Origin of the sequence: Burkholderia sp. DN3021, from assembly GCF_049805555.1 — a bacterium.
GTDB lineage: Bacteria > Pseudomonadota > Gammaproteobacteria > Burkholderiales > Burkholderiaceae > Burkholderia > Burkholderia pyrrocinia_C.
The window spans coordinates 100,125-113,552 of record NZ_JBNCAB010000006.1; the positions used below are offsets into that span (position 1 = coordinate 100,125).

The window sequence follows — 13,428 nt, forward strand, 5'->3', positions numbered from 1 at the left end:
CAACTCCCGGTAAAATAGCGGGTTGTCATTCATTCCGGCTGCCCGCCCAATTCCCGTGTTCAGTTCCCTCTATCCGCTGGCCCGCGCATCCCTGTTCAAGATGGATGCGGAAGACGCTCACCACCTCACGCTGCGCGCGCTCGGCGCGGCCGGCCGCACGGGCCTCGCCTGCGCGCTGTCGGCCCGCGTGCCCGACGCGCCGCGCACCGTGATGGGGCTCACGTTCCGCAACCCGGTCGGCCTCGCGGCCGGCCTCGACAAGGACGGCGCGGCCATCGACGGCCTCGCGGCGCTCGGCTTCGGCTTCATCGAGGTCGGCACGGTCACGCCGCGCCCGCAGCCCGGCAACCCGCGCCCGCGGATGTTCCGCCTGCCGCAAGCCGAAGCGCTGATCAACCGGATGGGCTTCAACAACCACGGCGTCGACCAGTTCGTGAAGAACGTCCAGGCCGCCCGCTATCGCGGCATCCTCGGCCTGAACATCGGCAAGAACGCCGATACGCCGATCGAACGCGCGGCCGAGGACTACCTGTACTGCCTCGAACGCGTATACCCGTTCGCGAGCTACGTGACGATCAACATCTCGTCGCCGAACACGAAAAACCTGCGCCAGCTGCAGGGCGCGGGCGAGCTCGACGCGCTGCTCGCGGCGCTCAAGGACAAGCAGCAGCGCCTCGCCGACCTGCACGGCAAGCTCGTGCCGCTCGCGCTGAAAATCGCACCCGATCTCGACGACGAACAGGTCAAGGAAATCGCCGACACGCTGCTGCGCCACAAGATCGAAGCGGTGATCGCCACCAACACGACGCTGTCGCGCGCGGCCGTCCAGGGCCTGCCGCACGCGGACGAAGCCGGCGGCCTGTCGGGCCGGCCGGTGTTCGACGCGTCGAACGAAGTGATCCGCAAGCTGCACGCCGAAGTCGGCAGCGAAGTGCCGATCATCGGCGTCGGCGGCATTTTCTCGGGCGAGGACGCCCGAGCGAAGCTCGCGGCCGGCGCGTCGCTGGTCCAGCTTTATACGGGCTTCATCTACCGCGGCCCCGCGCTCGTCTCGGAATGCGTGAAGGCGATCGCCCGCGAGCGCACCGCGTAAGTAATATAGGCATAAACAAACGATATTTATCGACCGATTGCATTTTTGCTATCATCGGTCGCACTATCGGAACAGAGCCCCCGCTGGGGCAAGGAAGCTCACACGATGAAATTTTCGCTGCTGAAGAAGCTGCTGGTTGCGGGCCTGATCGGCTCGTCGTTCGCCGCCGCCACCGCGCATGCGGCCGATCTCCTCGACCAGGTGAAACAACGCGGCACGCTGCGGATCGGCCTCGAGGGCACGTTCCCGCCGTTCAACTCGAAGAACCCGCAAGGCGAGCTCGTCGGCTTCGACGTCGATGTCGCGAAGGCCGTCGCCGCGAAGCTCGGCGTGAAGGCCGAGTTCGTGACGACCGAATGGAGCGGCATCATCGCGGGCCTGCAGGCCGGCAAGTTCGACGTGATCGCCAACCAGGTCGGCATCACCGACAAGCGCAAGGAGACGCTCGACTTCTCGCCGGCGTACACGTACTCGTCCGCGCAACTGATCCAGCGCAAGGACGACTCGCGTGACTTCAAGTCGCTGGAAGACCTGAAGGGCAAGAAGCTCGGCGTCGCGCTCGGCACGAACTACATGGACATGGCGAAGTCGGTGCCCGGCATCGACGTGAAGACGTACCCGGGCGCGCCCGAGTACCTGCGCGATCTCGCGGCCGGCCGCCTCGACGCAGCGCTCAACGACCGCCTGATGCTCGCGTACCTGACGAAGAATTCGCAGCTGCCGCTGCGCCCGGGCGCGAACGTCGGCTCGGCGAACCCGTCGGGCATCCCGTTCAAGAAGGGCAACCCGAAGTTCCAGAAGGCAATCGACGACGCGATGGCCCAGCTCGCGGCCGACGGCACGTTCACGAAGATCTCGGACAAGTGGTTCGGCATCGACGTGACGAAGCCGATCAAGTAAGCACGCCTGCATTTCCCGCCTGACGGCGGGCCGGACAGGGCGGCATCCGCAACGATGCCGCCCTTTGCTTTATTCGTCCGGTTTATGATTGCGCTTTCGCGCACGCATCCGATTCGTATTCCATGTCGACAACGTCCCTGCTCGTCCAATCGCTGCCGGTGCTCGCCCAGGGCGCCGTACTGACCGTCAAGTTCGCCGTGCTGTCGATGGTGTTCGGCCTGCTCGGCGCTGTCGTGCTCGCGATGATGGGCATCCGGCAGAGTGAGCCGCTCGACGGCTTCGAACGCATCTGGGTCAATGCGCTCGCGTGGCTCGCGCGCGCGTACGTGAGCCTGATGCGCGGCACGCCGCTGCTCGTGCAGATCTTCGTCATCTACTACGGGCTGCCGAGCCTCGGCATCTCGCTCGAACCGACGCCGGCCGGCGTCATCGCGCTGTCCGCGAACGTCGCGGCTTACATGTCCGAAAGCATGCGCGGCGCAATCAACGGCATCCACCGCGGCCAGTGGCTCGCGTCGTACAGCCTCGGGCTGTCGTGGGGGCAAACGCTGCGCTACGTGATCGGCCCGCAGGCGCTGCGCATCGCGGTGCCGAGCCTGTCGAACAGCCTGATCAGCCTGATCAAGGACACGTCGCTCGTGTCCGTGATCACCGTGACCGAATTGCTGCGCAGCGCGCAGGAAGTGATCGCGGCGACCTACCAGCCGCTGCCGCTCTATCTCGCCGCCGCGGCCGTGTACTGGATCCTGTGCCAGATCCTCGAATGGGCGCAGCGCTGGTACGAAAAGCGCCTGTCGCTGCCGTCGCGGCACTGAGCGCACGCCATCCGCCGGGCCGCGCACGCGGGCCCGGCACCTTCGTTCCCGCCTACTCGCCCGAATAGCGCACGCCGAGCGCGGCACGCGCGGCATCGGTCATCGCGATCATCTGCCGCGAATGGTCGTGCGTCATGATCGGGCTTTCGGTTTCGCCTGCGCGCAGCAGGTCGCAGAAATGCGCGGTCTCGTAGTTCAACCCGCCGCCTTCGGCCGGCGCGTCGAGTTCGACGGTGCGCCCGTCCGCATAACGGATCGTCGCGCGCGCGGGGTTCCACCATTTCTCGTGAATCGTCACGTGCCCGCCGGCCGCGGCGATCAGCGCATCGCCGCGGCCCATCACGTCGAGCCCGCAAAAGAGCTGCGCGATCCCGCCGTTCGCATGCAGGCTGTTCAGGCTCGCGAACATGTCGACGCCCGTCGCGCCGACGCGGCCGAGCGTCTGCACGTCGAGCGCCGCGCCGAGCCAGTCGACCGCGAGAAACGCCTCGTAGATCCCGATATCGAGCAGCGCGCCGCCCGCGCGATCGAGGCGATAGACGGAATGGTCGCCGGGTACCGACGACGATGCGCACCCCGCGCGCACGAGCCGGATCTCGCCGATCGGATCGTCATGCAGGTGCGCACGCAGCTGGCGGTACAGCGGAAAGAACGGCGGCTTCATCGCTTCCATGAAAAGCCGTCCGGCGTCGCGTGCCGCACGCAGCACGGTATCGAGTTGCGCCGCGTTCAGCGTCGCGGGCTTTTCGCACAGCACGGCCTTGCCGGCGGCAAGTGCGGCCAGCGTGTACTGCGCGTGACTGTCATGGAGCGTCGCGATGTAGACCGCGTCGATGTCGCTCGCGAGGAGTGCTTCGAGGCTCGCGGCAGGCGTGCCGCCGCATGTCTCGCAAAAGGCTGCCGCTGCGTCGGCGCGGCGGGCCCAGGCACCGGCGAGCGTGGCGCCCGGCACGTGCGCGAGGCTTTGCGCGAAGCGGCGCGCGATGCTGCCTGCGCCGACGATGCCGAAGCGCACCGGGCGGTGGTCGTTGTCGTTCATCCTGATCTTCCGTGTCGGTCGTATGACGGTAGCCGGCACGCTGCCGGCCGGCCGTCATGATAAACGGCTCACCGGCACACAGATGAGCGACGCGAGCAGCGTCAGGCGCGCACGGGCACGTCGACGGAGAAATCGCGCGAGATCTCGTCGGCGCTGAAATCGATTAGCGCGAGCGAAGCCGCTTCGGCTTCGCGCGGATCGCGCCGTTCGATCGCATCGACGACACGCGCATGCGCCTTCACCGCGATCTCGTGCGCGCCTTCCTTCTGCACGACGCGCGGATTCACGAGACGCACCGCACCGCGCACGATCGCCGCCATCTGCTGGAAGAACTGGTTGCCGCTCGCCTGCACGATCCGCGTGTGCAGCAACTCGTCCGCCGTGTCGTAGCCGGGGTCGCCGGGCTGCAGCACCTTGAACGCATCGAACGCTTCGCGGATCCCCGCGATGTCGGCCGCGGTCGCACGCACCGCCGCCTGCGCGGTCGCGCGCGGTTCGATCAGCATTCGAAATTCGATGACGTCGCGCATGAACTGCGGATCGGGTTTTGCCCGAAATCGCCAGCTCACGACGTCTTCGTCGATCATTCGCCAGTCGCGCATCGGCCGCACGCGCGTGCCGACTTTCGGCCGCACGTCCAGCATGTCGCGCGCAAGCAACATCGACAACGCTTCCCGCATCACCGTGCGACTCACGTCGAACTCTTTCGACAGCACGTCCTGTGGCGGCAAGATGCCGCCGTACTTGTCTTCGACGATACCCGAGACAAGCCCATCCATCACTTTGGCGACCAGTGACCGGTCTTTGCCCTGCTCCATGACACCTCCCCGTGCGTCGATTTGCGAACATCTGCTCCGCAGTTCCGCCGGCCCTGGTTACTACTGTTCTTATGATCTATAAGTTGATGAGTTCGAGGATATTTCGCTATCTGGTAAACACCTGACAGGGTTATCCCTCTTTTTGACGGGGTGATTTATAAGGCTACAAAAAAGGCCCGGGAAGCGCGCTGCGCCTGCCGGGCCGTGATTTCCACAAGATTTAAACATGCAGTCCATTACGGGTTCCTGATACCGTTACGGACTGCTTCTCATTCAGCTCGATTCGGCCGAATAAACGATCGTTTCAACGCCGTTTTCCGTGCCGAGCAAGCACAGATTCGCGCCGCGCTCGGCAAACAACCCGACGGTCACGACGCCCGGCCATCCGTTCACCTGCGCTTCGAAGCCGCGCGGATCGGCGATCTGCAGCCCCTTCACGTCGATGATCTCGTTGCCGTTGTCGGTGATGTACGGTGCGCCGTCCTTCGTCACGCGCAGCACGGGCACGCCGCCGAGCGCGGTCACGCGCCGGCCGATCGCCGTGCGCGCCATCGGCACGACCTCGATCGGCAGCGGGAACGCGCCGAGCACCGGCACGCGCTTGCTGGCGTCGGCGATGCAGACGAACGTGTCGGCCACCGACGCGACGATCTTCTCGCGCGTGAGCGCGCCGCCGCCGCCCTTGATCATCGCGCCGCTCGCGTCGATCTCGTCGGCGCCGTCGACGTACACCTGCAGCGAGTCGACCTCGTTCAGGTCGAACACCTTGATGCCGTGCGATTTCAGGCGTTCGGTCGTGGCGACGGAACTCGACACGGCGCCGCGATAGCGCGACTTGACGACGGCGAGTGCGTCGATGAAGCAGTTGGCGGTCGAGCCGGTGCCGACGCCGATCACGGCGCCTTCCGGCACGTTCTGGATCACGTAATCGGCGGCGGCCTGGCCGACGAGGCGTTTGAGTTCGTCTTGAGTCATGGCGTGGAAATGCTGTGGGATTGCGGAAAACCGCCAGTTTACCGGACTCGGATGACGGCCCGCGTTTTTCGGCGCGCGGCGCGCGGCGCGTTCAGGGTGCGACCGCCGCTGGCGCGTTGTCCATCGGCTGCGTGCCGGGGAAGTATTTGTCGAGCAGCGCCTGTGCGATCGCGTCGCTTTCGGCGTCCGGATTGCCCGCATAGTCGGACGGACGGAAATGCATCTGGAACGCCGCGAATACGCGCCGCGTGCGCGCGTCGAGCACGCCGTCGGTCGGCACGTCGTAGCCGTAGCGCGCGAGCTTGAGCTGCAGTTCGCGCACATCGACCAACGCGTGCGGATCGCGGCCGCCGAGCCGGGCGGCCACGGTTGCATCGTCCGGCCACGCGCCGACGCCGGCCAACGCGAGCGCATGCCACGGGAACAGCGGACCCGGATCGATCTTGCGTTGCGGCGCGATGTCGCTGTGCCCGACCACGCGCGTCGGCGGGATCGCGTAGCGTACGACGATGTCCTTCGACAGGCGGGTCAGCGCATCGATCTGTTCGGGCGAATACGGCTGCCAGGTGCGATTCTGCGGATCGAGCGGCCCGCGGTTCACGTTTTCGATGCCGATCGACGCCGCGTTCAGTTCGGTCGCGCCCTGCCACTCGCTGACGCCCGCGTGCCATGCGCGCATCGATTCCGGAACGAGCTGGTAGACGACGGGCATCCCGTGTTCGATGCGCGGCTGCGGCGGCACGACGTAATGCACGCTGACCGAATCGCCCGTCAGCGTGCGCAGCGACTTCGCTTCGTCGCTTTCGGTGTAATGCATCACGAGAAAGCGGATCCGCGAATCGGCACCGCGCGCGTACAGGCTCGTGTCGGCGTAGTAGGTGCCGCGTTCGACGAGCGACGGCGACGTGCAGGCAGCCAGCAGGCATAGCACGGCGCATGATGCGCCGAGGCGAAACAGGGTCATCGGTCGCAAGTTCCGGAGAGCCGCGTGCCGCATCGCATCGCGGCACGCGTCGTTCGGGTCATGCCAGGCACGCGCATATTGCGCGAGACAGGATGCGTCAGCCCTTCACGCGCCGCTGGCGCACGGCTTCGTACAGGCACACGCCGCTTGCGACCGACACGTTCAGGCTTTCCACGCTGCCGGCCATCGGGATGCTCATCACCTCATCGCAGGTGTCGCGCGTGAGCCGGCGCATGCCTTCGCCTTCCGCGCCCATCACGAGCGCGACGGGGCCGTCGAGCTTCGTATCGTAGAGCGTCGCCGACGCCTCGTCCGACGTGCCGATGATCCACACGCCGGCTTCCTTCAGCTCGCGCAGCGCGCGCGCGAGGTTCGTCACCGTGATGTACGGCACCGTATCGGCCGCGCCGCTCGCCACCTTGGCCGCGGTCGCGTTCAGGCCGACCGCACGGTCGCGCGGCGCGATCACCGCGTGCGCGCCGGCGGAATCGGCAACGCGCAGGCACGCGCCGAGGTTGTGCGGATCGGTGACGCCGTCGAGCACGAGCAGCAGCGCGGGGCCCTGGATGCCGTCGAGCAGCTCGGACAGGTTCTGCGCGAGCGGCACGTCCTCGACACGCGCGACGACGCCCTGGTGGCGCTCGGTATGGGCGAGGCCCCACAGGCGCGTTTCGTCGGCCGCGATCAGCCGCACGCCCGCTTCCTTCGCGGTGTGCAGGAAGTCCTGCATGCGGCGGTCGCGGCGCGTCTGGTCGTACAGCACCTCCGCAACCGTCGATGCATCGTGCCGCAAACGTGCGGTCACCGCATGAAAACCGTAAAGAACCTTCAGACGTGACATGACTGGAACAACCTTCGATCAAACGTGCGGCCGTGCGACGCGCGCAGCCGCGATCCATGGAAAAGGAAAGCGCCGCGTTGCCGGCCGATGACCGGTGACGCGGCGTCTCTCGATACTGCAGGGCGTGCGCTTGCGCCGCCCCGAACGCTCAATACTTCTTGCGGGCGCGTGCCTTCTTCGCGGTCGGCTTCGCCGTCGCACCGCCGCTGCCGCCGCTGCCGCCCTTCTTGCGTGCGGCACGCGCTTCCTTCACCGCGACGCTCGGTGCGCTTGCGGCCTTCTTGCGGCGCGGCGCGAGCTCTTCCGCCTGCGGCAGCGCACGCACGCGCGGGCCGTTGCGATCGGCGCCGGCACCTGCGCCTGCAGCAGCCGGCGCGGGCGACGGGCGCGGCGCCTTCACCGGCGTATCGCGCACGAGGCGGAAATCGATCTTGCGCGCGTCGAGATCGACGCGGCTCACCTGCACGCGCACGCGGTCCGACAGGCGATAGCGGATGCCCGTCCGTTCGCCGCGCAGCTCATTCTTGATCTCGTCGTACTGGAAGTAGTCCGAGCCGAGTTCCGTGACGTGCACGAGCCCTTCGATGAACAGCGTGTCGAGCTGCACGAAGATGCCGAACGACGTGACGCCGTTCACCATCCCGCCGTATTCCTCGCCGAGCTTGTCGCGCATGAAGTAGCACTTGAGCCATGCCTCGACGTCGCGCGACGCTTCGTCCGCACGCCGCTCGTTCGCCGAGCAATGCAGGCCGAGCTCTTCCCAGATCGCCGTGTTCGAGCGCGAGCGGTTGCGCGCTTCGTCGTCGGCCTGCTGCATCGCGCGGGCGCGCGGCGACAGCGCGGTGTTCAGCTCGAAGCCCTCCGGCGCCTTCGGCACGTACTTCTTGCCGGACAGGATCGAATAGATCGCGCGGTGCGTGAGCAGGTCGGGATAACGACGGATCGGGCTCGTGAAGTGCGCATACGCCTCGTAAGCGAGACCGAAGTGGCCGATGTTGTCCGGGCTGTAGACGGCCTGCTGCATCGAACGCAGCAGCATCGGCTGCAGCATCTGCGCGTCGGGCCGGTCGCGGATCTGCGCCATCAGCGCCGCGTAGTCGCTCGCATGCGGCTTGTCGCCGCCGCCGAGCGACAGGCCCATGCCGCGCAGGAACGCACGCAGGTTCTCGAGCTTCTCCGGCGTCGGCCCCGCGTGCACGCGGTACAGGCCCGCATGCTTGTTGCGCTTCAGGAAGTCGGCCGCGCAGACGTTCGCGGCCAGCATGCACTCCTCGATCAGCTTGTGCGCGTCGTTGCGCTGGCGCGGCACGATCTGCTCGATCTTGCCCTGCGAGTTGCAGACGATGTAGGTCTCGGTCGTGTCGAAATCGATCGCGCCGCGCTTCTGCCGTGCGGCGAACAGCGACTTGTAGACGCCGTACAGGTTCTGCAGGTGCGGCAGCAGGTCCGCGCGGCGCGCGGCCTCCGGCCCCTTCGTGTTCGACAGCACGGCCGCCACTTCGGTGTACGTAAGGCGCGCAGCCGAATGGATCACGGCCGGATAGAACTGGTACGCCTTGATCTCGCCGCGCGCGGTGATCACCATGTCGCACGCGAGCACGCAGCGGTCAACTTGCGGGTTCAGCGAGCACAGGCCGTTCGACAGTTTCTCCGGCAGCATCGGGATCACGCGGCGCGGGAAATAGACCGACGTGCTGCGCTCGAGCGCGTCGGCATCGAGCCCGTTGCCCGGCTGTACGTAGTACGACACGTCGGCGATCGCGACGATCAGCCGGAAGCCGTCGCCGCGACCGACCTTGACCGGCTCGCAGTAAACGGCGTCGTCGAAGTCGCGTGCGTCCTCGCCGTCGATCGTCACGAGCGGCACGTCGCGCAGGTCGACGCGGAAACGCAGGTCGGCCGGCCGTACCTTGTCGGGCAGCGCGGCGGCTTCGTCGAGCGCCGGCTGGCTGAATTCATGCGGCACGCCGTACTTGCGCACCGCGATTTCGATTTCCATGCCCGGATCGTCGATGTCGCCGAGCACTTCGACGACGCGGCCGAGCGGCTGTGAATGACGGCTCGGGAAATCGGTCAGCTCGACGACGACGACCTGCCCGACCTTCGCCTTCTTCACGTTCTGCGTGATCAGGATGTCGTGGCCGATGCGCTTGTCTTCCGGCGCGACGATCAGCGCGCCGTTCTCGTTGAGCAGGCGGCCGATCACGCGCTTGTTCGCGCGCTCGGTGACTTCGACGACATGCCCTTCCGGCCGGCCGCGGCGATCGTAGCCGACGATCCGCGCGAGCACGCGGTCGTTGTGCATCACCTTCTGCATTTCGCCATTCGGCAAAAACAGGTCGTCCTGGCCGTCGTCGCGGATCACGAACCCGTAGCCGTCGCGATGCCCTTGCACGCGCCCTGCGACGAAATTCGACGGATGAGTCAACTGGTAGTGGCCGCGCTTGTCGAGGCGGATCTGGCCGTCGCGCTCCATCGCGGCGACACGCCGGAAGAACCCTTCGCGCTCCTGACGCTTGATCGACAGTGCTTCGGCGATGTCGTTGGCAGCCAGTGGCGCATCGCTCGTACGCAGCACGCCGAGAATTTCTTCACGGCTCGGAATGGGGTACGGATATTTGCTCAAGGGTTTGTCGATGATTGTTCTCGTTGCGTTGACTGATGGTGCACGGCATCAACATAGAGGTGTCCGTCAGACAGTTCTATATTGACGGCGGCGGGTCATTCTATCACCCGCCTGTGTCGCCAAATGACCGGAATGCCGCGGGCGGGCGCGACGGCGGCCGGTTTGCGATGCATCGCAAAAAAGTGTTGACACGAATAATTGGGGCGCTATAATTTCGCTTCTTTGCAGCAAGCAGCTACTGCAAAACGTGCCCAGGTGGCGGAATTGGTAGACGCACTAGGTTCAGGTCCTAGCGGTGGCAACACCGTGGAGGTTCGAGTCCTCTCCTGGGCACCACTTATATTTAAAAAGGTCGGCTTCTAGCCGGCCTTTTTTCATTTCCGACTCGGGAAAAAGAGCGACCTACTCGCCGATGAACCTGCGCAGCAACCGGCACGGCTCGTCGAACCCGGCCTTCATGAATTTCCGCAGGCGCGCGGATTGAGCGCCTGCGGTGCGATCTCCGGACTCTGCGCGGCGACCGCCTCCCCGCCCACCCTTATGCCCGCCAGTCGGATCGATAGCAGAATTTATCGGTTATCGCCCGCCCTCCCCGTTGGTACGTTAGCCGGCCCGCTTCATTGCAACGAACCCGACGAGGAGCACGATTCATGACGTCGATGAACCGCCGCGCGTTCGCGCGCGCGATGCTGGCCGCAGGCCTCACTGCGGCGGGCGTCCGAACGCACGCCGAGACCACGCCTGCCGCATTGCGCATCGGCTACCAGAAGTCGTCGACGCTCATCACACTGCTCAAGACGCGCGGCACACTCGAGCAGGCGCTTGCGCCGCTCGGCCTGCGCGTGTCGTGGCATGAATTCGCGAGCGGGCTGCCGCTGACCGAAGCGCTCAACGTCGGCGCCGTCGATTTCAGCGCCGACGTCGCCGACACGGTCCCGGTCTTCGCGCAGGCCGCGCATGCGCGTTTCGTGTACGTCGCGCAGGAAGCGCCGTCGCCGAAGGCACAGGCGATCGTCGTCAAGCAGGACAGCACACTTCGAACGCTCGCCGATCTCAAGGGCAAGCGCATCGCGGTCACGAAGGCGGCCGGCAGCCACTACCTGCTGCTCGCCGCACTCGCACGCGCAAAGCTCACGCCCGCCGACGCGGCGATCCACTACCTGACGCCCGCAGATGGCCGCGCAGCGTTCGAGCGCGGCAGCGTGGACGCATGGATCACGTGGGATCCGTATGTCGCGTCGGTCGACCGGAATCCCGACGTGCGGATTCTGGCCGACGGCAACGGACTCGCGTCGTACCAGCGCTACTACCTCGCATCGAGCAGTTTCGCCGCCGCGCGGCCCGACGTTGTCCAGATCCTGTTCGACCAGTTGTCGCAGGCCGGCGCGTGGTTGCGCGACCATCCGCAGGAGGCCGCGAATACGCTTGCGCCGATCTGGGGGCTCGACGCGGCGGCTATCGCACGCGCGAACGCGCGACGCAGTTACCTCGTCCGAGCAGTGGTCGCGCAAAACTTCGGCGAACAGCAGAAGATCGCCGACACGTTCCTCGCGGCCGGACTGCTGCCGGCACGCGTCGATACAGGCCAGGCGCAGCGCTGGAATTTCGCGGCAAAACGCGCGGATCCGGTCGGCGCGTGAGACTCCGTCGCACAAGGATGCAATATTTTTATCGCTTCGGATGAAATTGTGTTGACAGACTTCGAAGACACGCTAGAATAGCGGTCTTCACATCGCAGCAAGCGAAACGTGCCCAGGTGGCGGAATTGGTAGACGCACTAGGTTCAGGTCCTAGCGGTGGCAACACCGTGGAGGTTCGAGTCCTCTCCTGGGCACCACTTATTTAAAAAGGTCGGCTTCTGCCGGCCTTTTTCTTTTTCAGGCCCAGGAAGCAAAGCGCCTGCGCGCTTTGCGGGAGGACTCGAAAGGCTGCGCTTGCAAGCACAGCCGGGGTCGCGCTCGTGTGACCGAGTCCTCTCCTGGGCACCACTTGTTTTCTAAAAAGGTCGGCTTCTAGCCGGCCTTTTTTCATTTCCGGTTCCACATCGGCGCCACCCATCCGTCAGCCGGACGACCATCGACACAGCGCCGACCGGCCATCGGCTTCAGGCACCGTTCCAGCGTTTCGCGGCAATCGCGACGCGCTCGCCCAGCAGTTCAGCCGTCTTTCGATCGCTCTCGAGAATCGCATCGCCGCCCTCGTCCGCATTCGCCTGCGCCATCGCACCGAGGAACGACCCGAGTCGATTCAGATCGTTGACCGAACCCGTACTGCTGTTGTTGCCGGGCATCAGACCGAGGCTGACCCACAGCATCTGATGCTGGGCAGCGAAGACAGCAAGCTGCTGCAGCGTCGCCAGTTTGTCGCCGCTTTGCGACGCCGACACCGTAAAGCCGGCCGCCAGCTTGTCTCGCCACTTGCCCCAATGCTTCGACGATGCGTCCATGAAGCCCTTGAACTGCGCGGACGCGCTGCCCATGTAGGTCGGCGAACCAAAGACGATCGCCTTGGCATCGCGCTCCAGATACTCCCAGTGTTCGTCGATCGCGTCGACAGGGATCAGCTTGACCGACGCACCGTCGACCTTCTCGACACCACGAGCGACTGCGTCCGCAATGACGGCCGCATGACCGTAGCCGCTATGAAAAACCACTGCGATTTCAGACATCGGAAACTCCTTTTTGGTTATTCCATAAAAACGTTACCGCGATAGTAACAGAAATGATCGCGATGCAAATGCGTTCGCTTGCATGTACCGCGCGCTCCATAGCGGCAGACGACTACACGATGCGCACGGTGTCGCCAAGCGAGCGGACAACTGCGCGGCGCCCACCGCCTGCATTCGCGAGTCGGCGCGGTACGACAGGCACACCGACAATAACTTCTCCGGCGACGGACTTGAACCTGCGTTCAGGAAATTCGCTCGCTCTTCTCCGGCAGCAATCCTTCGCATCGGGATCGCCCCAGCAGCGATACTCGAACACGGCAAATCCGGCATGCGCCCTTTTCTCGCCCCCCTCAAAGACGGTGCAAAATCTGTTGACAAGCCTTTCGGGCACGCTATAATTGCGATCTTTCGCATCGCAGCAAGCGAAACGTGCCCAGGTGGCGGAATTGGTAGACGCACTAGGTTCAGGTCCTAGCGGTGGCAACACCGTGGAGGTTCGAGTCCTCTCCTGGGCACCACTTATTTAAAAAGGTCGGCTTCTAGCCGGCCTTTTTTCATTTCCCTCTTGCATCATTCACACCGTCCTGTTGATCCGCACGGTGTGCCCCCCTTCCCTTGCCACCTACCGGACGGACAAATCGTCGTCGCGTCCGCAGCGAACACGCGCCCGCCACGCGAATTCCAAAGTT

At 65.3% G+C, this 13,428-nt stretch carries 11 protein-coding genes and 3 tRNA genes; 7 read left to right on the forward strand and 7 right to left on the reverse strand.

Annotated features, from left to right (window positions below; translation table 11 throughout):
* The first annotated feature begins 55 nt into the window (after positions 1-55).
* From ACPUER_RS05565 to ACPUER_RS05575, 3 genes are all read left to right on the forward strand, one after another.
* Entirely contained in the window at positions 56-1,093 is a 1,038-nt protein-coding gene (locus tag ACPUER_RS05565) for a quinone-dependent dihydroorotate dehydrogenase (RefSeq protein WP_111017170.1), read from the forward strand.
* Between the two features lie 105 nt (positions 1,094-1,198).
* The gene (locus ACPUER_RS05570; protein WP_204426282.1) at positions 1,199-1,993 is read left to right on the forward strand and encodes a cystine ABC transporter substrate-binding protein; all 795 of its coding nucleotides are present in this window, start codon (positions 1,199-1,201) and stop codon (positions 1,991-1,993) included.
* 122 nt (positions 1,994-2,115) lie between these two features.
* Complete coding sequence (locus tag ACPUER_RS05575; protein WP_034184073.1) at positions 2,116-2,808, forward strand: amino acid ABC transporter permease; 693 nt, start codon at positions 2,116-2,118, stop codon at positions 2,806-2,808.
* Between the two features lie 52 nt (positions 2,809-2,860).
* On the opposite strand, the gene ACPUER_RS05580 is transcribed toward ACPUER_RS05575, so the two are convergent.
* The 6 genes from ACPUER_RS05580 to rnr all read right to left on the reverse strand — a co-directional run bounded on the left by ACPUER_RS05580 (position 2,861) and on the right by rnr (position 10,071).
* Positions 2,861-3,847 (reverse strand): Gfo/Idh/MocA family protein, encoded by a 987-nt coding sequence (locus ACPUER_RS05580; protein ID WP_034184072.1) that lies wholly within the window; start codon positions 3,845-3,847, stop codon positions 2,861-2,863.
* A 101-nt stretch (positions 3,848-3,948) separates the two neighbouring features.
* The gene (locus tag ACPUER_RS05585; protein ID WP_175961523.1) at positions 3,949-4,665 is read right to left on the reverse strand and encodes a FadR/GntR family transcriptional regulator; all 717 of its coding nucleotides are present in this window, start codon (positions 4,663-4,665) and stop codon (positions 3,949-3,951) included.
* A gap of 273 nt (positions 4,666-4,938) precedes the next feature.
* Complete coding sequence (rpiA, locus tag ACPUER_RS05590) at positions 4,939-5,640, reverse strand: ribose-5-phosphate isomerase RpiA (protein ID WP_034184070.1); 702 nt, start codon at positions 5,638-5,640, stop codon at positions 4,939-4,941.
* Between the two features lie 91 nt (positions 5,641-5,731).
* Positions 5,732-6,604: an N-acetylmuramoyl-L-alanine amidase gene (locus ACPUER_RS05595; protein WP_425130576.1), complete on the reverse strand. Its 873-nt coding sequence runs from the start codon at positions 6,602-6,604 to the stop codon at positions 5,732-5,734.
* Between the two features lie 97 nt (positions 6,605-6,701).
* Complete coding sequence (gene rlmB, locus ACPUER_RS05600; RefSeq protein ID WP_034184068.1) at positions 6,702-7,445, reverse strand: 23S rRNA (guanosine(2251)-2'-O)-methyltransferase RlmB; 744 nt, start codon at positions 7,443-7,445, stop codon at positions 6,702-6,704.
* A gap of 148 nt (positions 7,446-7,593) precedes the next feature.
* Positions 7,594-10,071: a ribonuclease R gene (gene rnr / locus ACPUER_RS05605; RefSeq protein ID WP_175961525.1), complete on the reverse strand. Its 2,478-nt coding sequence runs from the start codon at positions 10,069-10,071 to the stop codon at positions 7,594-7,596.
* A 249-nt stretch (positions 10,072-10,320) separates the two neighbouring features.
* On the opposite strand from rnr, the gene ACPUER_RS05610 reads away from it, so the two are divergent.
* The 3 genes from ACPUER_RS05610 to ACPUER_RS05620 all read left to right on the forward strand — a co-directional run bounded on the left by ACPUER_RS05610 (position 10,321) and on the right by ACPUER_RS05620 (position 11,908).
* Positions 10,321-10,407: transfer RNA gene (locus ACPUER_RS05610), tRNA-Leu, on the forward strand.
* A 314-nt stretch (positions 10,408-10,721) separates the two neighbouring features.
* Complete coding sequence (locus tag ACPUER_RS05615; RefSeq protein ID WP_175961526.1) at positions 10,722-11,711, forward strand: aliphatic sulfonate ABC transporter substrate-binding protein; 990 nt, start codon at positions 10,722-10,724, stop codon at positions 11,709-11,711.
* A gap of 110 nt (positions 11,712-11,821) precedes the next feature.
* A tRNA-Leu gene (locus ACPUER_RS05620) sits at positions 11,822-11,908 on the forward strand.
* A gap of 267 nt (positions 11,909-12,175) precedes the next feature.
* Here the strand turns inward: ACPUER_RS05620 and ACPUER_RS05625 are convergent.
* Positions 12,176-12,739: a flavodoxin family protein gene (locus ACPUER_RS05625; RefSeq protein ID WP_175961527.1), complete on the reverse strand. Its 564-nt coding sequence runs from the start codon at positions 12,737-12,739 to the stop codon at positions 12,176-12,178.
* Between the two features lie 431 nt (positions 12,740-13,170).
* On the opposite strand from ACPUER_RS05625, the gene ACPUER_RS05630 reads away from it, so the two are divergent.
* A tRNA-Leu gene (locus ACPUER_RS05630) sits at positions 13,171-13,257 on the forward strand.
* The last annotated feature ends 171 nt before the right edge of the window (positions 13,258-13,428 follow it).